Origin of the sequence: Pararhizobium sp. LjRoot238, from assembly GCF_964252955.1 — a bacterium.
GTDB lineage: Bacteria > Pseudomonadota > Alphaproteobacteria > Rhizobiales > Rhizobiaceae > Pararhizobium.
Genome location: NZ_CAXUPP020000001.1, coordinates 1,346,909 through 1,366,367 on the forward strand (window position 1 = coordinate 1,346,909; position 19,459 = coordinate 1,366,367).

Consider the following 19,459-nt stretch of genomic DNA (forward strand, 5'->3'; position numbering starts at 1 on the left):
CCTTCAGGATTCGGGTGCCGCTCCATACAGTTGATACTGACGGAAGCCTTACGCCGAAAGCGCCTTGAACTCCGCCAAAATCGCATCGCCCATCTCGACTGTCCCGACCTGGCGGGCGCCGTCGGCCATGATGTCGCCGGTGCGGATGCCCTTGTCGAGCACGTTGGCGATTGCCTTCTCCAGATTGTCGGCTTCCGTCACCAGGTTGAAGGAATAACGCAGGCACATGGCAAACGAGGCGATCATGGCAATCGGGTTGGCGATGCCCTTGCCGGCAATGTCCGGTGCCGAGCCGTGTACCGGCTCGTAGAGTGCCTTGCGCTTGCCGGTCTTGGCATCCGGTGCGCCGAGCGAGGCCGACGGCAGCATGCCGAGCGAGCCGGTGAGCATGGCGGCAACGTCCGACAGCATGTCGCCGAACAGGTTGTCGGTGACGATGACGTCGAACTGCTTCGGCGCACGAACCAGCTGCATGCCGCCGGCGTCTGCCAGCATGTGCTCCAGTTGCACGTCGGAATATTTGGCCTTGTGCGTCGCCGTCACCACCTGGTTCCAGAGCACGCCCGACTTCATGACGTTGCGCTTCTCCATCGAGCAGACGCGGTTCTGCCGTGTCCGTGCCAGTTCGAAGGCGACGCCGGCGATGCGCTCGATCTCGTAGGTGTCGTAGACCTGCGTATCGATGCCGCGCTTCTGGCCGTTGCCGAGGTCGATGATTTCCTTCGGCTCACCGAAATAGACGCCGCCAGTCAGCTCGCGCACGATCAGGATGTCGAGGCCCTCGACCAGCTCGGCCTTCAGCGAAGAAGCGTTGGCCAGCGCCGGATAGCAGATCGCCGGGCGCAGGTTGGCAAACAGTTCCATGTCCTTGCGCAGGCGAAGCAGGCCGGCTTCCGGGCGCACTTCGTAAGCAACCGCATCCCACTTCGGACCGCCGACGGCGCCAAAGAGAACGGCGTCCGCCGCCATCGCCTTTTCCATGTCCGCGTCCGAAATCGCCGCGCCATGGGCGTCGTAGGCGCAGCCGCCGACCAGACCTTCGTCCGTCGTGAAGCCGCCGGCCATTTCGGCGTTCATATAGGCGATGATTTTGCGGACTTCCGCCATGGCTTCCGGACCGATGCCGTCGCCGGGCAGAAGGAAAAGATTGCGCACTGTCATGGGGCATTCCTTTTAAGTCGAAGGGTGGGCTTGTCAGATGTTGGCGCGTTCTTAACGCAACTTTCGTTCAAGGAAAATGCGGTTTTGGAAAGAATTGTGCGCGAATTTCAGTTCCTGCCGGAACAGGCGCTGCTGGCTGGAGCGTGGGATTCTGACTTGCCGGGCATGTCTTCCGGTTCTGCCGATGGAAAAATCCATGTGCAAACTCATCCGACCCATTGCCGCAACCATGCGGGCAACACATGCTTCTCTTTTCCGGAAAATCCAAATCCTGAAATTTAGCAAACCCTGTTCCATCCGAAACAGCGCATGTGTCTGGCCCGTGGGATAGTCGGGTCATTGGATGAGGGAGGCTCATCCAAACAAGATCTCAAGGAGAGACCCGTATGCGCAAGTTCGTTTTGACCGCCGCTGTTGCCGCCATCACCGCCGTTTCCTTCGCCGCCCCGTCGCAGGCCGGCTACTACAGCGACGACTGCCAGCCCTATTGCTTCATCAAGAAGGTCAAGACCTACGACTACTACGGCAACGTGATCATCAAGAAGATCCGCGTCTGCGAATAAGCGCACCTGTTTCTGGCTTCCTCCCTGAAAACCCGGCTGTCCCTGCAGCCGGGTTTTTGGTTGGTCCAGCGCAAAGCCGGGCAGGTTTGCAGCTTGTCCCTCTTCTCCCCGCCGGGGAGAAGTGGGAAATTGTCGCAATCGCCTTCGATCCACATGCGACAGCCTCCCATACGCGACCCCCAAGTGATCCGATCACGTCTTGATGAACGCGAGAACGTCCGCGTTGAAGCGGTCCGGCTCGACCTGGGCAAGGCCATGGCCACTGCCTTTGTAGACCTTCAGCGTGCCATTCTTCACGATCTTCACGGCCTTCTCGGCAGCCGCAGCGATCGGCACGATCTGGTCGTCATCGCCATGGATGAAGAGTGTGGGAACATCGATCTTCTTCAGGTCCTCGGTGTAGTCGACCTCGGAGAATTCGTGGATGCAGTCATAGTGGCCCTTGATGCCGCCCATCATGCCCTGCAGCCAGAAGCTTTCGCGCAGGCCGGCATTGACCGTCGCGCCATCGCGATTGAAGCCGTAGAATGGCATGGTGAGATTGAGGAAGAAATTCGATCGATCCTCGGCCGTGCCCTTGCGGATGCCGTCGAAGGCCTCGATCGGCGTGCCTTCCGGGTTGGCGGTGGTCTTCAGCATCAGCGGCGGCACGGCGCCGACCAGCACGACCTTGGCAACACGGCTCGTGCCGTGGCGGCCGATATAGTGGGCGACTTCGCCGCCGCCGGTCGAATGGCCGATCATGATCAGGTCCTTGAGGTCGAGCTTTTCGATCAGCTCGGCCAGGTCATCGGCATACTGGTCCATATTGTTGCCGTCCCAGGGCTGGGAGGAACGGCCGTGGCCGCGGCGGTCATGGGCGATGACGCGGTAGCCGTTCTGACCGAAGAACAGCATCTGCGCTTCCCAGGCGTCGCCCGAAAGCGGCCATCCATGCGAAAACAGGATCGGCTGACCGCTGCCCCAGTCCTTGTAGAAGATTTCAGTTCCGTCCTTGGTGGTGATCGTAGCCATCTCTTGCGGTTCCTTCCTCATGCTGCGGGGAGGGCCACGCTCTGCGGCCCGGGGTGAAACGCGGATTGCCAAAAAATGTCTGCCGTCTCGAATTGCCTTTCGTCCACGCCGGCGAACAAGGCGGCGCCCCCGGCGGAGCAAAAATCACGCCGTTCTTGCGGGGTGCCGCTTCTGCCTCGTACCTTGGATCGGCATCGATTCAAGAATGAAATAATGAAGCACGTTCAAAGCATTACAGCGTCATGACACGTTGCGTTCGACGCTCTGGACGTGAGACACTTTAATCTGATCGACAGGCTTTTAAACCTGGCATTTCTTATAGTCCTCGAAGTAGCGCGCCATTATGTCGCCAGCGTGAACCACGCTCCTTTGACGCTTCTGGGCTGGAAATTTCATCCCCGCTGATCCCCGCCCGGAAAAGCCGTGTCATGATCATGGCGTCCTGTCACGGATACACCGCAAGACGTTTGCGGCGAGGCAGGGCTGGCGCTCCACGGGAAGCCTCGTGGCCTTCGATCAGGAGGCCGCGAACGTCAGGCGGACCGGAAGGAGAGCCCCCGGAAAATGGATCCCCTCCGTCCTTCTGGGGCGGGCGCATCTGTGGGATGCACATGTCGGGACAGGACACGTGACGTACCGGAACCGTGATGCTTAATGCCGGAACCGGAAGCCTGCGCCACGAAGTCGTCCCGAGGCAGAGGGTCCGAAGTCGGGGTCTGTAGGGAGGAAAGCTCCCGAGAACGCCAAACGGGGCGCTGGAAGGCGTCACCTATATTCATTCGCTAGAGACGGTTTCCAGTGCCCCGTCCGAATGAACTCTTGTCGAAACCACGGCGGCAACGCGCGGGGACGTTGTCGGCCGCCATGTTGCTCCCCAGCAAAGAAAGCGCAGCCATGTCCCATAGTCCGCCGCCCCTCAGTCCGGATCTCAAGGTGTTTTTCCGCGTAGCTGCCACAGCCTGGCTCAATCATGTCTTTTGTCGAGTGCGCCGCTGCCGCCGCGACGGTCAGTGTCTTGCAAGGCTGGCTGCAAACGGAGACGTTCAGTGCTTCCGTCAGATGAAAAATGCGGATGTCGACGAAATGATGAATTTTCTGGCCAATACCGTTGAACTTGCGACGCCTGATCGCTTGGAGGCCCGGCTTGCTCAAGCGAAAACGCAAGAGGAGCGGGAGATGATCGAATTCAGGCGCTGGCTGTTCCTTCGCTATCATGCGGAAATGGCAAAGGCGGGACTGAAATCCGTCAACCCCTGAAGGCGGTGACTTCGATCTCGATCAGCATTTCCGGGCGGATCAGGTCGCAGACCACCATCGTCGCCGCCGGACGGATGTCGCTGAATGTTTCGCCCAGAATCGGGAACACCACGTCGGCAAAGGCCGTGTCGGTGACGTAGTAATGATTGCGCACCACGTCCTGCAGCGAAAACCCGGCATCCGCCAGCGCCGCCGCGATCGTCTTCAGGCAGTTGCGGGTCTGCTCTTCCACCGTCTCCGGCATGGTCATGGTGGCATAGTCGTAGCCGGTCGTGCCGGAAACGAAGCACCAGTCGCCCTGGACCAGAGCGCGGGAATAGCCCGCCGTCCTTTCGAACGGCGAGCCGGAAGAGATCAGTTTGCGCTGGCTTGGCATCGGGCCTTAGGCCCAGGGATGCGAAGCGGCGTTAGCCTTCTCGAACGTGTCGATAGCCGTCGCCTTCTCCAGCGTCAGGCCGATATCGTCGAGGCCGTTCAGCATGCAGTGGCGCCTGAATTCATCGAGCTCGAAGGTGATCTTGCCGCCGTCCGGGCCGGTGATTTCGCAGGCTTCCAGATCGACCGTGAGGATGGCGTTGGAGCCGCGGCTGGCGTCGTCCATCAGCTTTTCCAGGTCTTCCGGAGAGACCACGACCGGCAGGATGCCGTTCTTGAAACAGTTGTTGTAGAAGATGTCGGCGAAAGAGGTCGAGATGACGCAGCGGATGCCGAAGTCGAGCAGTGCCCAGGGCGCATGTTCGCGCGAGGAGCCGCAGCCGAAATTGTCGCCGGCAACCAGGATCTTGGCGTTCTGGTAGGCGGGCTTGTTGAGGACGAAATCCTCGTTCGGCGTGCCGTCCTCGTTGTAGCGGGCTTCGGCAAACAGTCCCGTGCCAAGGCCGGTGCGCTTGATCGTCTTCAGGTAATCCTTCGGAATGATCATGTCCGTGTCGATATTGACGACGGGAAGGGGCGCGGCAACGCCGGTGAGCTTGACGAACTTGTCCATGGCAATGGCCTTCGATTTCAACGGGACGGAAAAATTTCCGCCCAGCGTTTAGAGCAATTTTGCGCCGAAATGAAGGAGAATCTCATGGCAGAGGGCTGGAAAGTCGGCTTTGCGCCCTTAGAGATCGATGATCGTGCCGCGTCCGTCGTTCCAGATGCGCGGTTCACGCTCCTGCCGTCCCGCTGTGCGGCCCGCGCGCACCGGCTTCGGCGAAAGCCGGGCGGAAATGGCGCTGCCGATAACGAGCACGGTCGCGATGCCGGCGAGCGCCAGGCCGAGCGAAGCCGTGAAGACCAGCGCCATCAGCGTAAACGCGATGCCGGCGGCCGTGAAGAGGAGAGAGCGAATGCTTTGCATGATCGTACCTTTCGTTACGTGAAATGTGGGCCTGCCCGCTCCGCTGTGCAAGACCTTGCCCTGCGCGATGACAGGTCTGGCTTGCGAAAAAGGCGAAAGCCGGGCACAAAAGTCGCATGAATTCAGTTGCCGATCGCCATCCCGTCCGCCTGCGCCGTTCGGTGCTCTGCGTGCCCGCCGACAATGCCCGCGCGCTTGCCAAGGTCGCCACCCTTGCCTGCGACGCGGTGATCTACGATCTCGAGGATGCCGTTTCCGTCGACAACAAGGCCGTCGCCCGCCGGACGCTTGCCGATCATCTCGCCCGCAAACGGCGCAGCGATATCGAAGTGATCGTCCGCATCAACGGCCTGAAAACCCCCTTCGGCGAAAAGGATCTGGCAGCGGTGCTTGCGCTTTCGCCCGATGCCATCCTGCTGCCCAAGGTGGAAAGTCCGCAGGATATCCAGGCGGTCGCAGACGTACTGTCGGAAAACGACGCGCAGGACGCCTTGCGGCTCTGGGCGATGATCGAGACCCCGCATGGGGTGCTCAATGCCGCGGCGATCGCCGAGACCGGCCGCACGCGCGGCGGCAGGCTCGATTGTTTCGTGCCCGGGCTGAACGATCTGCGCAAGGAAACCGGCGTGCCCGCTTTGCCCGGCCGCACCTATCTCGTGCCCTGGCTGATGCAGATCCTGCTCGCCGGCCGCAATTGCGGTCTCGATGTCATCGATGCCGTCTTCAACGATATCAGCGATACGGCCGGCTTCGCTGCGGAATGCGCGCAAGGCCGCGACATGGGTTTCGACGGCAAGATGCTGATCCACCCGGCCCAGATCGGCCCGGCAAACGATCATTTCGGTGTCGACGAAGCCGCCGTCACGGAAGCCAGGTCCATCATCGACGCCTTCGCGCTCCCCGAAAATCGCGACAAGGGCGTCATCAATCTCAATGGCCTGATGGTCGAGCGCCTGCATCTCGAGCAGGCCCTGCGCCTCGCCGCCAAGGCAGAGGCCATTCAGCATAAAGGACTTAAAGAATGAAACTCTACCGTTTCCTGACCGGCACTGACGATGCCGCTTTCTGCCACCGCGTCACCGATGCCCTCAACAAGGGCTGGTCGTTGCACGGCTCGCCGTCGCTGTCCTTCAACACGCAGACGGGCCAGCCCATGACCGGGCAGGCGATCGTCAAGGACGTCGAAGGCAAGGACTATCACCCCGACATGAAGCTGTCGGAACAGTGAAATGAAAAGCGCCGCGCATCGTTTGATACGCGGCGCTTTCAGCCTTTAATGGCTCTTGGACGGCTCAGCCGCCCACATGCTCGACGCTCGCCTCGATCCGCTCCATGTCGTCGTCGGACAGGCCGAAATGATGGCCGATCTCGTGGATCAGCACATGGGTGACGATGTCGCCCAGCGTCTCCTCGTTTTCCGCCCAGTAATCGAGGATCGGCCGGCGGTAGAGGATGATCCGGTTCGGCATCTCGCCGGTTTCCATGGTGAAGCGCTCGCCGATGCCGCGTCCTTCGAACAGGCCGAGCAGGTCAAAGGGTGTTTCCAGCGCCATGTCCTCGAAAACGTCCTCGCTCGGAAAGTCGTCGATCTCGATGGTGAGGTTGGTGGCAAGCGCCCGGAATTCCTCCGGCAGATGGCTGTAAGCCTCCAGTGCCAGGGATTCGAATGTGCTGATTGTCGGCGCATGGCGTTCACGCCAATCATCGGTCTGGTCTATGCGGGCCATGGGCACTCCTTACTGCCCCTTGATATAGCCATTTCATGAGCGTTTTTCGAGGGTTGAATTTGGACGTGCCCTGTCAAGGAATAAATTCTCATAAATTACCGTTGACTCTTCTTCGAAGCTCTGGAATCAATAGGAACATAACAGGAACATTATGAATTGGAGTGACGTCATGGTGCAGGCGCCCATGGCGCGTGAGCGGCTTTTTGCGCTCCGTGAAGAGATAGCAAGGCTCGAAGGCAAACCGGTCCCTGCCATGGCAGCGGCCAGACAGGAGGCTTTGGCTGAACGTGGCGGCGCGGGCAAGGAAAAGCATCGTCTGCCGCTCGGCGTGACGGCGCTGGATGAGGCCCTGGACGGCGGCTTGCCGCTTGATGGACTGTCGGAAATCCGCTCGCAATGTCTGCGCGATGCGACCGCCTCGGCCGGCTTTGCCCTGGCACTTTCCGCCCTCATTCAAAAACAGGCGGCGGATGATCTTGCTCCGATCCTCTGGATCACCGATAGGGTCACGTCGATGGAGGCAGGCGTGCCTTATGCGTTGGGGCTCAAGGATTTCGGCCTCGATCCGAAACGCTTCCTCCATGCGGCACCGCGCAAGCTGGACGAAGCCCTCTGGCTTGCCGAAACGGCGATGGAAAGCGGCGCCTTCGCCGTCACTCTGCTGGAGGTCAAGGGCAATCCGGCCCATTTCGGCCTGACCGAAAGCCGCCGGCTCGGCCTCAGGGCAAAGGCGGCGGGGCGGCCGCTTTTCCTGATGCGGCAATCGGGAGAAGAAGAGGCAAGCAGCGCTGCCCTTCGTTTTCTGGTGGAGCCCGCGCCCGCGGCAATCCGGCTTTTGCCGGACCGGTCGATGCTTGGCGGCAGCATCGGCAATCCGGTTTTCCGTCTCACCCTGGAGAAGAGCCGAAATCCGGCCCCCCTCTCCCTCATTCTGGAGTGGAACCCCCATGACCGTCAGTTTTCCCCTGCCCGCGAGCCAGAACATGCTCGGCCTCCGCTCAAGCGCGCAGCGCATTCTGGCCCTCGCCTTCCCGCATCTGCCAACCGACCGGATCGCTCGGCAGAAATGGGGCCTGTCCTGGCGTTCGATCAGGCGTCCTGAGGCCCAGCCCCTCGTCTGCTCCGGGCGGCTCAACAATGCCATGCGGCTGACGGCGCTTGACGAGGCCGCGGAAGCGATCGGCCTTAAGAAAAATCAGGGTGTTGCGGAAGCGCGGGCGATCTGTCCGGCTCTCGATGTCGTCGAGGAAGACTTGGGCGCCGATCGCCGCCTGCTTGATGGCATCGCCGACTGGTGCGACCGCTATACGCCCCTGGTGGCGCTCGACGGCCGGGACGGCCTGTTTCTCGATATCACCGGCTGCGCCCATCTTTTCGGCGGCGAAAAGGCGCTGCTCAAGGATATCCTGTCGCGCCTTTTCCAGATGGGGATCGATGCGCGTGGCGCCATCTCGTCGGCGCCGGGCCTCTCCTGGGCGATCTCCCGCTTCGGCAGCGGCGGCGTCATCGCGGACGAGGAGATGGAGCATGTGCTTTCGCCCCTGCCGGTCGTCTCGTTGCGGCTACAGGAGGAGACCGTCGCCGCGCTGCAGAAGCTTGGATTGAAACAGGTCGGCGATCTCCTCCTTGCGCCACGGGCGCCTCTGGCCCGCCGTTTCGGAGCGCACCTGCTCTTGCGGCTTGATCAGGCGCTTGGCCGTGACGAAGAGCCCGTTTCACCGCGGCGGGCCGTCGCCGGCCTTTCCGCCGAGCGCCGCCTCACTGACCCCATTCAGGCGGAAGAAGACATCCTGTATCTCACCGGGCAGATCGCCCTGTCGCTGAAAACCAGCCTGGAAGAGCGGGGCGCGGGAGGACGCGCTTTCGAGCTCGTGCTTTTCCGGGTCGATGGCCGGGTCTTTCGCATCGCGGCCGGCGCTTCGCAGCCGTTGCGGGATCCCAAGCGGATCGCCGCGCTCTTTTCCGAGCGTCTCCAGGCCGTTCATGACGACCTCGATGCCGGCTATGGCTTTGAAATCCTGCGGCTGAACGTCATGCGGCATGAAGCCTTCGATGCCGCGCAGGAGGATTTTGATGGCGACCGGCAAAAGGATGTTTCCCTTGCAAGCTTCGTCGATCGCGTTTCGGCCCGTCTCGGCGCCGATTGTCTGCAGAGTTTTCACCTGCGCGAAAGCCACGTGCCGGAACGGGCGGTGACGGCTGCTCCCGCCATCCGCACGCTGTCATCCGGCAAGAGGCCGGAGGCAAGCGGTTTCTCCTGGTCTCGCAGCGAACGGCCGCTCAGGCTTTTCTTGAGGCCGGAATCGGTGGAGGTCTCCTTGGCCGAAGTGCCCGAGGGGCCGCCCGAAAGCTTCCGCTGGCGGCGCATGCTGCATCGCATCTCCCGCAGTGAGGGGCCGGAGCGCCTCGCCATGGAATGGTGGATCGATGGCGCTGACGCCCGGGCACGGGATTATTTTCGCGTCGAAGACGACACCGGCCACCGGTTCTGGATCTTCCGCGAGGGTCTCTACGGCCAGATACCGCCGCCGCGCTGGTTCATGCATGGGGTTTTCGCATGAGCACCGCACCTCATTTTTTCGAGATCGGCGCCCGGACGAATTTCTCCTTCCTCGAAGGCGCGTCCAAGCCGGAGGAAATGGTGACGCAGGCAGCGGTTCTGAAGCTCGCCGGTCTCGGGATCGCCGACCGGAATTCGGTCGCCGGCGTTGTCAGGGCCCATGCGCGGATCAGGGCGCTGGAGGAAGACTATGAAAAGACCGTCGCAGATAACCAGGAGCGTCGCGAAAAGGGAGAAGCGGAAAAGGAACCTTTGAAGCCGGTTCCCTTTCAACCGGGCGCAAGGCTGGTCTTTTCCGATGGCACGCCGGATATCCTCGCCTTCCCGAAAAGCAGAAAGGGCTGGGCCCATCTCTGCCGCCTGCTGAGCGCCGGAAACCTCAGAACCCAAAAAGGGTCGTGCATCCTGAAGGAAGCGGACCTTGTCGAATGGGGAGACGAGATGATGCTCGCCCTTGTTGCCAATCCCGTTTTGCTCGGTGATGCCGGTGCGCAGAAAAAGCTGGAAGACTGCCTTGAGCGCCTGAAAAAACGCTTTCGCGAGAAAATTTATCTGGTGCTTTCCCCTTCCTATGATGGCCGGGATACCCAGGTTTTCGCCATGCTCTCGATGCTGGCGGCCCGCAACCGCATCCCGCTGATTGCCAGCAACCAGCCCCTCTATCATCACCCTTCCCGCCGCCCGCTGTCCGACATCGTCACCGCCATCCGCGAACATGTGTCGATTACGGAGGCCGGCTTCCGGCTGGCGCCCAATGCCGAGCGCTATCTCAAGCCCGGGCGCGAGATGACGCGCCTGTTCCGGGCCTACCCGAAGGCGATCGCCAATACGGAAAAGTTCTTCAAGAGCCTGTCCTTCTCGCTGGCTGAGCTCAGCCACAATTATCCGGACGAAGGCGTCGAAGGGGAAACGCCGTCGGAAACGCTTGCGCGCCTGACCTGGGAAGGGGCGCGAGACCGTTATCGGGAGGGCATTCCTGAGAAGGTCTCCAAGCAGATCGATTATGAGCTCGATCTCATCAAGCAGATGAAATACGAGCATTATTTTCTGACGGTGCGCAATATCGTCCATCATGCCCGCTACAAGCTGAAAATCCTCTGCCAGGGACGCGGGTCCGCCGCCAATTCCGTCATCTGTTTCTGCCTCGGCATCACGGAAGTCGATCCCACCATAACGACGCTTCTGTTCGAGCGGTTCATCTCGACCGAGCGCAACGAACCGCCGGATATCGACGTCGATTTCGAGCATGAGCGCCGCGAGGAGGTCATTCAGTTCATCTATGAAAAATACGGCATTGAGCATGCCGGTCTGACGGCGGCGGTGACGAGCTACCGGGCGCGATCCGCCGGCCGCGAGGTGGCCAAGGCGTTCGGCCTGTCGGAAGATGTGCAATCGGCCCTCGCCAGCACGGTCTGGGGCTGGTCGGCGGCGGATCTGACGGAACGCGAGGCGAAGGCCGCCGGCCTCGATCTTTCCGATCGGACGACGACAGATGTTCTCAAATACGCGACCGAGTTGATGAGCTTTCCGCGGCACCTCACCCAGCATGTCGGCGGCTTCGTCATCACGCGGGACCGGTTGGACGAGGTCATGCCGATCATGCCGACGGCCATGCCCAAGCGCTACATGGTCGAATGGGACAAGGACGATCTCGATACGATCGGCATCCTGAAGATCGACATCCTCGCTCTCGGCATGCTCACTTGCCTGAGGAAGGCCTTTGATCTCCTGGAATCGCACTATGATCGTCAGGTCACGCTTGGCGGCTTCGGTGACATGACCGACAAGGCGGTCTACGCGATGATCTGCCGGGCGGATACGATCGGCGTCTTCCAGGTCGAAAGCCGGGCCCAGATGAGCATGCTGCCGCGGCTCAGGCCCGAAAGATTCTACGATCTTGTCGTGGAAGTGGCGATCGTCCGGCCGGGTCCCATCCAGGGAAACATGGTCCATCCCTATCTCAAACGGCGGGAGGATCAGCGCAACAACAGGCCCATCGACTATCAGAAGCCGGAGCTCAAGGCGGTCCTGGAAAGAACCCTGGGCGTTCCGCTCTTTCAGGAGCAGGCGATGCAGATCGCCATTACCGCCGCAGGCTTTCCTCCCGCCAAGGCCGACAGGTTGCGGCGCTCGATGGCGACGTTCAAGCGGTCGGGACAGGTCAATTCCTTCAAGAAGGACATGATCGACGGCATGGTCGGCAACGGTTATCCCCGCGACTTTGCCGAACGCTGTTTCAGCCAGATCGAAGGTTTTGGCGAATACGGCTTTCCGGAAAGCCACGCGGCTTCCTTTGCCCTGCTTGTCTACGCCTCCTCCTGGGTCAAGGCCTATTACCCCGATGTTTTCTGCGCGACACTGCTGAATTCGCAGCCGATGGGATTTTATGCGCCGGCGCAGCTGGTTCGCGATGCGCGCGAGCACGGGGTCGAGATGCGCCCGGTCGATATCAATCATTCCGAATGGGATTGCCTCCTCGAGGATACCGCCTTCGACAGAGACGCGATCGACCAGCGCCACGTCTCGATGCGGCATATCATCAGGACGAAAAGGGCGGTGCGCCTTGGTTTCCGGCAGGTCAAGGGCCTTTCGGAACCGGATATGGACGAACTCGTCAAAAACCGTGGCCAGGGCTACATCTCCGTGCGCGATCTCTGGCTGCGGTCGGGCCTGCAGAAATCCGATATCGAGCGGCTGGCGGATGCCGATGCCTTCCGCTCCATCGGGCTTTCGCGGCGCGAAGCGCTCTGGGCCGTGCGGGCGCTGGACGCAAAGAGTGCTGCCGAAAAACTGCCCTTGTTCGATCGCGCGGACCGTGCCGATCTTCAGGTAGAGCCGGAAACCCGCCTGCCGGAAATGCTGCCGGGCGAGCAGGTGATCGAAGACTATCGCTATCTTTCTCTCTCCCTGAAGGCGCATCCGGCTTCCTTCCTGCGCGATGAATTCACGAAGAAGGGTATCCTCAGGAACAGGGACCTTCTGACGGTGCCGAACGGTGAGAAGGTCACCATCGCCGGGCTCGTGCTGGTGCGCCAGCGGCCGGGCTCCGCCAAGGGCGTGATCTTCATGACGCTGGAAGATGAAACGGGTGTTGCCAATGCCATCGTCTGGAACAAGATATTCGACCGGTACCGGTCCATCGTCATGGGCGCCCGGCTGGTGAAGATCAGGGGCAAGCTCCAGAGCGAAAGCGGGGTGATCCACGTCGTGGTCGACCATATTGAGGATATGACATCGATGCTCGGCCTGCTGCAACGCGAGGCCCGTCATTTTGGTGTGTCAGACCGGGCAGACGAAGCGCTGCGCCCGACCGCCGACCGTCGGCAGAAGAAGCGTTTGACTGTACCGGCGCATTCGGGGAGTGGCGATTTTGGGAAAACTGCTCGCACCGAGATCGTCGAGACAGCGAGCGTCATGCCGAAGGGGCGGAATTTTCATTAACCCAGACAGGAGGATCCACCCTGCGCAGTTATCGGCAAACTGGGGGCGTGCGAGACTGAGGCGCAGGTCAGAGCTCGCTTGTAACAAAATTTGTTCGGCATTTTTGCCGCTCAAGAAATTTTGAAGGCGATCGGGAAAGGCAGTCCTGCCTCTCCGGAGCAAGATTAAACCAATGAAAATTCGATATTTTTTATCACGTTTAGAATCAATCTAATATTTGAGGCGCAAAATATCGCTCAGACATTTTTGTTGACAGTAAATATCCGCTTTTGCTTTATGAAGAAATTCAGTGCGTTGCGTATCACGGGCAGGCGAGATGCTGGTTTGTAGCTGCAATTTCATCACCGACAAGGACATCGAGGACACCATCATCGGGCTCCTCGATGAGGACTGTTGGCAGCTGATCGTTCCTGCGAAGGTTTACCACGCGATGGAAAAGCGCGGCCGTTGCTGCGGCTGTTTCCCCAATGTTGTCGACATCATCATCCGCACCACCGAGCAATATCATGCCAGCCGCCCCTCGACGGATGACCAGATATTTGATTTCATGACCCGCCTCAAACAATTCCACGAAGAAAACAGGAGAGCGGATCTTGAAAGGCGACATAAAAGTCATCGAGCGGCTTAACGAAGCCCTTTTCCTCGAACTCGGTGCGGTCAATCAGTATTGGGTTCACTATCGCCTTCTTGAGGATTGGGGCTATACGCTTCTCGCCAAGAAGGAGCGGGCTGAATCGATCGAGGAAATGCACCACGCGGACAAGCTGATCGCCCGCATCATCTTCCTCGAAGGCCATCCCAACCTGCAGACGGTGGCGCCGCTGCGCATCGGCCAGAATGTCAAGGAAGTGCTGGAAGCCGACCTTGCCGGCGAATACGACGCCCGCACGGCCTACAAGAGTTCCCGCGATATCTGTCATGGCGCGGGCGACTATGTTTCCATGAGACTGTTCGAAGAGCTGCTTTCGGACGAGGAGAGCCACATCGACTTCCTCGAAACCCAGCTCGATCTCTTCAACAAGATCGGTGCCGAGAAATACGGCCAGCTCAACGCCGCGCCGGCAAACGAAGCCGAATAAGGTTCCGTCTCCAACAGCAACCCGCTTCGGTTCCCGGAGCGGGTCTTTTCATGCGTCAAGATCCAGGTTGGCGGCGCAGGCAGCAATGATACGGCTCATCGCCCAATTTCGGGGCGGCGGACCGCTGCCCTCATAACCGGCGTGGAAACCGAACGCCCGCGAATGCGCCGGGCGTTGGCCGCGTGACGGGAGCGCCAAAAATGATCACTGCGAACAACAAGATGCCCGCAAATATAATCAGCGATGCTGCCGCAACAGCGGGTTCCATCGCCGGGTTTTCAGTAGCCTCCGCTGCCGCCGCCGGACCCATAGCCGCTTCCGTCCGTTGGACGATTATCGTAGCTCGGTCCGCTCTGGCATCCGGAGATCGTCAAAACAGACAGCGCCACCGCGATCGCCATCATCAAGTATCTGAGGTTCATGGCAGTCTCCCGTCATGGAGGGCTTGGCCAAGTCGTTGAGGCCATTCGAGAGATTGTCCTCTCGTTGTTCATCGAAGGCAAGCTCAGCCCGACATCGCGACGCTACCCTGCCAAATGCTTGAAAGCCGCCACGACTTCCTCGTAGACCTTGCGCTTGAACGCCACGATCAGTCCCGGCAGCTCGTGCATCGGTTTCCATGCCCATTCGTCGAATTCCGGCTCGTGGCCGCCCGGGGGCGGGTTGATGGCGATTTCGGTCTCGTGGCCTTCGAAGCGGAAGGCGAACCAGCGCTGGGTCTGGCCGCGATATTTGCCCTTGAGGCCGATGCCGATCAGGTGGTCGGGCAGGTCGTAGTTGATCCAGTCCGGCGCTTCGGCAAGCAGCGAGACGGAGGTCATGCCGGTTTCCTCGTAGAGCTCGCGGTAGGCCGCCTTCAGCGGGTCCTCATTTTTGTCGATGCCGCCCTGCGGCATCTGCCAGAGCTGGGCGGAGCCGTCATATTCGGAGTTGCCGACCGGAATGCGCCGTCCGACCCAGACCAGACCGTCCCTGTTCAGAACCATGGTGCCGACGCAGGGGCGATAGGGAAGGTCTTCCGCCCTGATCGGTTTCGACTTGTCCTTGCTCATCCGAGTGTTCCTTGCTGATCATGTTTTCCCGCGCCGACGAAGCCCGGTGCGCGGTTTCGCCTGCATCGCAGGCTTACGCTATTGTTGCTGCGGGTCCTTGACGAGGGCCGAGACGCCGACGAATTCAATGCCGCGGGTGCCGGCCTCGTCGGCCCATTGGGAAATTGCCTCGACGCTCTCGTCGAAGGCCGAGGCGACGCCGATGGCGCTGCCGTTTCGGCGAGCGATGCGTTCAAGCTCGTCGAGCTTTTTCAGGATGGCGGTGCGGTCGAGCTCGCCGTCGACGACCATGTCGGCAAAGCCGTGCGGCACGCCGATCGTATCGGCGAGCGTGCCGGTCAGCGATTGCGCCGACGTGCCATCGTCAAGAAAGAGCAGGCCACGCCGGCCGATGTCGCGCATCACCGGTTCGAGCGCGTCGGCGTCAGACAGGAACCGGCCGCCGAGGAAATTCATGATGCCGGTATAATTGGTGATCCTGGCGAGCGACGCGCGCAGTTCGGACAGGTTCTTCCTGGCATCCTGCCCGACGCGCAGTGTATGCGGGCCGGGGTTGTTGTCGGGATAATCGAAAGGTTCGAACGGCACCTGCAGCAGGATTTCATGGCCGTTGCGGCGGGCTTCCTGCATCCAGCGCTGCAGGCTGTTGCCGCTGGCCGCAAAGGCCATGGTGATCTCGGACGGAAGCTGGCGCAGCGCGTTCTGCGTGCCGGTCTGGCTCAGTCCGAGGCCGCCGACGACGAGGGCAATGCGAGTGCCGCGCGCGCCTGACCACGGCCGCGCATATTGATCCATCGGCCGCAGGCCGTCCGGACCGATGATCGGCAAACGGCCTTCCGGCGTGTCCTCCAGCAGGGCATCGTTCGGAAAGGCGGCCATGCGCGGGTCCTGCCCCTTGGTGCGGCCGACCTCGATGAAGGCGGGGCCATCGCCGTTGCGTTGCCTGGGAGAGAATTTGGTGACGATCGAGCCGTCATCCGTCAGCGTCTCCTCGACATGGGCGCCGGAAAGGGCGCCGCTTGTCTGGGGCTTCATGAGTTTTTTTCCGTTCGCGGTCGTGTCCGCTCCCGGCTTTTCAGCCGTCTGCGCGGCGTCTGCTTCCGCTGCGGGCTTCGGTTCGATGAGGCCGGTCGGCCGCAGCACCGTCCATGCGGAGACGCCAATCAGCGCCGCAACGCCGACGCCAAGAAGGACGCGGCCGAAAGAAAAGACGGAATTTTGCGATTTGGGAGGGCGCGCCTTGCGGTTCTGACCAAGAGGAGCGTTGAGGTCTGTTCCCAAGAGGGTCTCTGTCGATCTGAGTTGCGAGGGGCGGAAAGCTTGGCAGGCCGCTGGTTCAAGAATCGAAACCGCCGCCCGGCCGGAGCCAGGCGGCGAGATGTTTATCGGGATCCGCGCAACACACGGACGATGCGGCTTACTGCTTCAGTTCGGCCTTTTCCGGATTGGCCGGGAAGGCCGGGTCCGACTTCTTGCCGCGCAGCAGGTCGAGCGCATAGTTCAGCTGCAGGTCGTCCTTGGCTTCCGGCGGCACGTAAGCGACGGAACCGGAGCCTTCCTCGTTTTCGTTCTGGCCCTTGATATGACCACGCAGGCTGGATTCGCTCGTCGTTTCGACCTTGCCGAGCAGTTCCGGCGGCAGCGGCTGTTCGACCTTGATATCCGGCGAGATGCCGGTGCCCTGGATCGACTTGCCGGACGGCGTGTAATAGAGCGCGGTCGTCAGGCGCAGCGCACCGGCGTCGCCGAGCGGGATGATCGTCTGGACCGAGCCCTTGCCGAAGGAGCGCGTGCCGAGAACGGTGGCGCGCTTCAGGTCCTGCAGGGCGCCGGCAACGATTTCCGAGGCCGAAGCCGAGCCGCCGTTGACGAGCACGATCACCGGCTTGCCATCGGTCAGGTCGCCTGCCGTCGCGTTGAAGCGGCGGGTCTCGTCCGGATTGCGGCCGCGGGTGGACACCACTTCGCCGCGCTCCAGGAAGGCGTCGGAGACGTTGATCGCCTGATCGAGCAGGCCGCCCGGGTTGAGGCGCAGGTCGAGCACATAGCCCTTCAGCTTGTCGGCCGGGACCTGGGCCTTGATCTTCTCGATGCCGGTCTTCAGGTCGTCATAGGTCTTCTCGGTGAAGGAGATCACGCGCAGGTAACCGACATCGCCCTCGACGCGGAACTTGACGGCGCGAACGGCGATGATGTCGCGAATGATCGTCAGTTCGATCGGCTTTTCAGCACCCTTGCGCAGGATGGTCAGCTTGATCGGCTTGCCGACGGCGCCGCGCATCTTGTCGACGGCTTCCTCGAGCTTCAGACCGCGCACGTCCTGGCCGTCGATCTTCGAAATGAAGTCGCCGGCAAGAACGCCTGCCTTGGCAGCCGGCGTATCGTCGATCGGGCTGGTCACCTTGACGAGGTCGTCTTCCATGGTGACTTCGATGCCGAGACCGCCAAATTCACCCTTGGTCTGGGTGCGCATGTCTTCGGCGTCGGTGGAATTCATGTAGCTGGAATGCGGATCGAGCGAGGAGAGCATGCCGTTGATGGCATTCTCGATCAGCTTGTCGTCCTGCGGCGGCGTCACGTACTGGGCGCGGACTCGCTCGAACACATCGCCGAAGATCGACAATTCGCGATAGGTGGATGCGTTGGCCGCGACGGCCGGGACGATGGAGGAATATACAACGCCCGTAGCCGCTGCACCCATGAGTGCCCCGACCAGAACAAGTGACGTTCTACGAATCATTGCGTGCCTTTCCGGTGTCTGCTGCGGTCCACCATGGTCGGGAATCAACCGGTTTTCCGTCTTTCCTGAATTCAATGTAAAGCGTTGGACGCTCGGTTTCCAGCGCCAATGCGGTCGCGCTGGCCACTCTTTTGTTACCCATGGTGCCGAGCGGCTCGCCGGCGACGACGAACTGCCCCTGCTGCACCGTGACGCCTTCGAGCCCGGACAGAACGATATGGTAACCGTCGCCGGGATTGAGGATGATCATCTGGCCGTAACTGCGAAACGTACCGGCAAAGACGATCCAGCCATCGGACGGCGCTGTTACCAAAGCCCCTGCATTGGTTTCGAGCATCATGCCCTGAAGCGAATGCCCAGTGCCATCGGCATCGCCGAACCGGCGCTGGACAGATCCGGCCACCGGCAATGCGAGCTTTTTCTGCAGGTCCGAAAATGCATATGCAGGCGCAATGCGGTTTTTGTCGGGCGTAACGCTGTTGGCCAGTTCGCGGGCTTGCGCCCGCTGCTCTTGCGACATCCGCCTGCGGTTTTCCTCTTCGGCCCTGGCCGCGGCCGCGGCATCGCGCACCGAGGCGATTTCGGTCTCGATCGAGCCGATCAGCCCTTCGAGGCTGGTTGCCTGCGCGGCCAGTTGCTCGGCCTTGCGGCGCTCGGCGGCAAGCTCGGTGGCGCTGCGCTGCTTCAGTTTCTGCTTTTCGGCAACCAGCATGTTCATGCGCCGCTCTTCCTCGAGCCGGGATGCCATGTCGTCGCCGAGCGCCTGTTTCTGGGCGGTGATTTCCTTGCGCAGACCGGAAAGAGCCTTCAAGTCGGCGACAAGGTTTTCCGTCTCATGGCGGATGCCGGGTACGACGGCACCGAGCAGGATGGCGCTGCGAACCGAGGCAAGCGCATCCTCGGGGGTCACGAGCAATGCGGGCGGCGGATTGCGCCCCATTCGCTGCAGTGCCGCCAGCACCTCGGCGAGCACGCCGCGCCGGGCGCGCAACGATTTTTGGACGGCATCTTCCTTTGTCCGCAGCGCGGTCAGCTTCTCTTCGCCGTCGACAATCTGTTGTTCCAGCGCCTTGCGCTTGTTCGCCGAATCGACGATCGCCGCTCTCAGTGACTCGCTGGTCTTTTCGAGCTCCGTAATGCTAGCCTGCAGTTCGGCTGCACGGTCGTTTGAAAGGGTAATGGTCTTCGACAGGGCATCCAACTCGCTGCGGGTGCTGTCGCGCCTGAGTGCGAGATCGGCGGTGGGATCAACCGGTGCCGGCGCTTCTCCGGTGGATGCCTGCGGATTCCGGTCGGTCGTTTCGGCGGTCTGGGCGGGTGCGTCCGCGGCAAGCAGGAGCCCCGCCGTCAACAGGCTCGCGCGGAGACCTGGCCACCCGGCATGTGCCGGCTGCCCTTTCCTCGTCCGCCTTATCAACCCTGTTGTCATTCCGCCATTCGCTGTCAGCCGTCCGTCCGGGCAAAACCCTACGCTGATTTGGCCATCGCCGCCAACAGCCATCCCCGGCAATTGCGGCATC

The 19,459-nt window shown here is 61.3% G+C and carries 21 protein-coding genes; 10 read left to right on the plus strand and 11 right to left on the minus strand.

Annotated elements, in window-relative coordinates; all coding sequences use genetic code 11:
• Positions 1-48 precede the first annotated feature (48 nt).
• On the minus strand, positions 49-1,161 hold the full coding sequence (gene leuB, locus ACSQ3F_RS06680) for a 3-isopropylmalate dehydrogenase (RefSeq protein ID WP_436099499.1): 1,113 nt from the start codon (positions 1,159-1,161) through the stop codon (positions 49-51).
• A gap of 30 nt (positions 1,162-1,191) precedes the next feature.
• On the opposite strand from leuB, the gene ACSQ3F_RS06685 reads away from it, so the two are divergent.
• The gene (locus ACSQ3F_RS06685; RefSeq protein WP_436099500.1) at positions 1,192-1,443 is read left to right on the plus strand and encodes a hypothetical protein; all 252 of its coding nucleotides are present in this window, start codon (positions 1,192-1,194) and stop codon (positions 1,441-1,443) included.
• Between the two features lie 104 nt (positions 1,444-1,547).
• Complete coding sequence (locus tag ACSQ3F_RS06690; RefSeq protein WP_018328377.1) at positions 1,548-1,724, plus strand: hypothetical protein; 177 nt, start codon at positions 1,548-1,550, stop codon at positions 1,722-1,724.
• Between the two features lie 192 nt (positions 1,725-1,916).
• Here the strand turns inward: ACSQ3F_RS06690 and ACSQ3F_RS06695 are convergent, their stop codons facing one another.
• Positions 1,917-2,738 (minus strand): alpha/beta fold hydrolase, encoded by an 822-nt coding sequence (locus ACSQ3F_RS06695; protein WP_436099501.1) that lies wholly within the window; start codon positions 2,736-2,738, stop codon positions 1,917-1,919.
• Positions 2,739-3,632: 894 nt separating this feature from the next.
• Between ACSQ3F_RS06695 and ACSQ3F_RS06700 the strand changes: the two genes are divergently transcribed.
• Positions 3,633-3,995, plus strand: coding sequence for a hypothetical protein (locus ACSQ3F_RS06700; protein WP_436099502.1), 363 nt, complete (start codon positions 3,633-3,635; stop codon positions 3,993-3,995).
• On the opposite strand, the gene ACSQ3F_RS06705 is transcribed toward ACSQ3F_RS06700, so the two are convergent.
• From ACSQ3F_RS06705 to ACSQ3F_RS06715, 3 genes are all read right to left on the minus strand, one after another.
• Positions 3,985-4,371 (minus strand): RidA family protein, encoded by a 387-nt coding sequence (locus ACSQ3F_RS06705; protein WP_436099503.1) that lies wholly within the window; start codon positions 4,369-4,371, stop codon positions 3,985-3,987. The genes ACSQ3F_RS06700 and ACSQ3F_RS06705 overlap by 11 nt on opposite strands.
• 6 nt (positions 4,372-4,377) lie before the next feature.
• Positions 4,378-4,983 (minus strand): 3-isopropylmalate dehydratase small subunit, encoded by a 606-nt coding sequence (leuD, locus tag ACSQ3F_RS06710; RefSeq protein ID WP_436099504.1) that lies wholly within the window; start codon positions 4,981-4,983, stop codon positions 4,378-4,380.
• Between the two features lie 117 nt (positions 4,984-5,100).
• Positions 5,101-5,340, minus strand: a complete 240-nt coding sequence (locus ACSQ3F_RS06715) for a hypothetical protein (protein WP_436099505.1) — start codon at positions 5,338-5,340, stop codon at positions 5,101-5,103.
• Between the two features lie 116 nt (positions 5,341-5,456).
• Here ACSQ3F_RS06715 and ACSQ3F_RS06720 point away from each other — a divergent pair, with 116 nt between their 5' ends.
• Complete coding sequence (locus ACSQ3F_RS06720; protein WP_436099506.1) at positions 5,457-6,365, plus strand: HpcH/HpaI aldolase/citrate lyase family protein; 909 nt, start codon at positions 5,457-5,459, stop codon at positions 6,363-6,365.
• A complete protein-coding gene (locus ACSQ3F_RS06725) occupies positions 6,362-6,568 on the plus strand; it encodes a DUF1737 domain-containing protein (protein ID WP_436099507.1) in 207 nt (68 codons plus the stop codon). Before ACSQ3F_RS06720 ends, ACSQ3F_RS06725 begins: the two co-directional genes overlap by 4 nt.
• A gap of 64 nt (positions 6,569-6,632) precedes the next feature.
• Here ACSQ3F_RS06725 and ACSQ3F_RS06730 read toward each other — a convergent pair whose 3' ends face one another.
• Positions 6,633-7,067 (minus strand): metallopeptidase family protein, encoded by a 435-nt coding sequence (locus ACSQ3F_RS06730; RefSeq protein ID WP_436085909.1) that lies wholly within the window; start codon positions 7,065-7,067, stop codon positions 6,633-6,635.
• Between the two features lie 169 nt (positions 7,068-7,236).
• Between ACSQ3F_RS06730 and ACSQ3F_RS06735 the strand changes: the two genes are divergently transcribed.
• The 5 genes from ACSQ3F_RS06735 to bfr all read left to right on the plus strand — a co-directional run bounded on the left by ACSQ3F_RS06735 (position 7,237) and on the right by bfr (position 14,147).
• A complete protein-coding gene (locus tag ACSQ3F_RS06735) occupies positions 7,237-8,169 on the plus strand; it encodes an ImuA family protein (RefSeq protein WP_436099508.1) in 933 nt (310 codons plus the stop codon).
• A 40-nt stretch (positions 8,170-8,209) separates the two neighbouring features.
• Positions 8,210-9,628: a Y-family DNA polymerase gene (locus ACSQ3F_RS06740; RefSeq protein ID WP_436102064.1), complete on the plus strand. Its 1,419-nt coding sequence runs from the start codon at positions 8,210-8,212 to the stop codon at positions 9,626-9,628.
• Complete coding sequence (locus ACSQ3F_RS06745) at positions 9,625-13,068, plus strand: error-prone DNA polymerase (RefSeq protein ID WP_436099509.1); 3,444 nt, start codon at positions 9,625-9,627, stop codon at positions 13,066-13,068. The genes ACSQ3F_RS06740 and ACSQ3F_RS06745 overlap by 4 nt, the downstream gene beginning before the upstream one ends.
• A 316-nt stretch (positions 13,069-13,384) precedes the next feature.
• A complete protein-coding gene (locus tag ACSQ3F_RS06750; RefSeq protein WP_349436433.1) occupies positions 13,385-13,696 on the plus strand; it encodes a (2Fe-2S)-binding protein in 312 nt (103 codons plus the stop codon).
• A complete protein-coding gene (gene bfr, locus ACSQ3F_RS06755; RefSeq protein WP_349436432.1) occupies positions 13,662-14,147 on the plus strand; it encodes a bacterioferritin in 486 nt (161 codons plus the stop codon). Before ACSQ3F_RS06750 ends, bfr begins: the two co-directional genes overlap by 35 nt.
• A 278-nt stretch (positions 14,148-14,425) precedes the next feature.
• On the opposite strand, the gene ACSQ3F_RS06760 is transcribed toward bfr, so the two are convergent.
• The 5 genes from ACSQ3F_RS06760 to ACSQ3F_RS06780 all read right to left on the minus strand — a co-directional run bounded on the left by ACSQ3F_RS06760 (position 14,426) and on the right by ACSQ3F_RS06780 (position 19,368).
• A complete protein-coding gene (locus ACSQ3F_RS06760; RefSeq protein ID WP_436099510.1) occupies positions 14,426-14,569 on the minus strand; it encodes a hypothetical protein in 144 nt (47 codons plus the stop codon).
• 102 nt (positions 14,570-14,671) lie between these two features.
• Positions 14,672-15,199 carry an RNA pyrophosphohydrolase gene (locus tag ACSQ3F_RS06765; RefSeq protein WP_436099511.1) on the minus strand — a complete coding sequence of 176 codons (528 nt, stop codon included), beginning with the start codon at positions 15,197-15,199 and terminating at the stop codon, positions 14,672-14,674.
• 78 nt (positions 15,200-15,277) lie between these two features.
• Positions 15,278-16,480 (minus strand): divergent polysaccharide deacetylase family protein, encoded by a 1,203-nt coding sequence (locus ACSQ3F_RS06770; RefSeq protein WP_436099512.1) that lies wholly within the window; start codon positions 16,478-16,480, stop codon positions 15,278-15,280.
• Between the two features lie 136 nt (positions 16,481-16,616).
• On the minus strand, positions 16,617-17,939 hold the full coding sequence (locus tag ACSQ3F_RS06775; protein ID WP_436099513.1) for a S41 family peptidase: 1,323 nt from the start codon (positions 17,937-17,939) through the stop codon (positions 16,617-16,619).
• A complete protein-coding gene (locus ACSQ3F_RS06780; protein ID WP_436099514.1) occupies positions 17,929-19,368 on the minus strand; it encodes a murein hydrolase activator EnvC family protein in 1,440 nt (479 codons plus the stop codon). Before ACSQ3F_RS06780 ends, ACSQ3F_RS06775 begins: the two co-directional genes overlap by 11 nt.
• Positions 19,369-19,459 lie beyond the last annotated feature (91 nt).

Coding starts and splice junctions, on each gene's coding strand:
- leuB (WP_436099499.1), bottom strand. CDS start 1,161: ATGACAGTGCGCAATCTTTTCCTTCTGCCCGGCGACGGCATCGGTCCG.
- ACSQ3F_RS06690 (WP_018328377.1), top strand. CDS start 1,548: ATGCGCAAGTTCGTTTTGACCGCCGCTGTTGCCGCCATCACCGCCGTT.
- ACSQ3F_RS06695 (WP_436099501.1), bottom strand. CDS start 2,738: ATGGCTACGATCACCACCAAGGACGGAACTGAAATCTTCTACAAGGAC.
- ACSQ3F_RS06700 (WP_436099502.1), top strand. CDS start 3,633: ATGTCCCATAGTCCGCCGCCCCTCAGTCCGGATCTCAAGGTGTTTTTC.
- ACSQ3F_RS06705 (WP_436099503.1), bottom strand. CDS start 4,371: ATGCCAAGCCAGCGCAAACTGATCTCTTCCGGCTCGCCGTTCGAAAGG.
- leuD (WP_436099504.1), bottom strand. CDS start 4,983: ATGGACAAGTTCGTCAAGCTCACCGGCGTTGCCGCGCCCCTTCCCGTC.
- ACSQ3F_RS06715 (WP_436099505.1), bottom strand. CDS start 5,340: ATGCAAAGCATTCGCTCTCTCCTCTTCACGGCCGCCGGCATCGCGTTT.
- ACSQ3F_RS06720 (WP_436099506.1), top strand. CDS start 5,457: ATGAATTCAGTTGCCGATCGCCATCCCGTCCGCCTGCGCCGTTCGGTG.
- ACSQ3F_RS06725 (WP_436099507.1), top strand. CDS start 6,362: ATGAAACTCTACCGTTTCCTGACCGGCACTGACGATGCCGCTTTCTGC.
- ACSQ3F_RS06730 (WP_436085909.1), bottom strand. CDS start 7,067: ATGGCCCGCATAGACCAGACCGATGATTGGCGTGAACGCCATGCGCCG.
- ACSQ3F_RS06735 (WP_436099508.1), top strand. CDS start 7,237: ATGGTGCAGGCGCCCATGGCGCGTGAGCGGCTTTTTGCGCTCCGTGAA.
- ACSQ3F_RS06740 (WP_436102064.1), top strand. CDS start 8,210: ATGCGGCTGACGGCGCTTGACGAGGCCGCGGAAGCGATCGGCCTTAAG.
- ACSQ3F_RS06745 (WP_436099509.1), top strand. CDS start 9,625: ATGAGCACCGCACCTCATTTTTTCGAGATCGGCGCCCGGACGAATTTC.
- ACSQ3F_RS06750 (WP_349436433.1), top strand. CDS start 13,385: ATGCTGGTTTGTAGCTGCAATTTCATCACCGACAAGGACATCGAGGAC.
- ACSQ3F_RS06760 (WP_436099510.1), bottom strand. CDS start 14,569: ATGAACCTCAGATACTTGATGATGGCGATCGCGGTGGCGCTGTCTGTT.
- ACSQ3F_RS06765 (WP_436099511.1), bottom strand. CDS start 15,199: ATGAGCAAGGACAAGTCGAAACCGATCAGGGCGGAAGACCTTCCCTAT.
- ACSQ3F_RS06775 (WP_436099513.1), bottom strand. CDS start 17,939: ATGATTCGTAGAACGTCACTTGTTCTGGTCGGGGCACTCATGGGTGCA.
- ACSQ3F_RS06780 (WP_436099514.1), bottom strand. CDS start 19,368: ATGACAACAGGGTTGATAAGGCGGACGAGGAAAGGGCAGCCGGCACAT.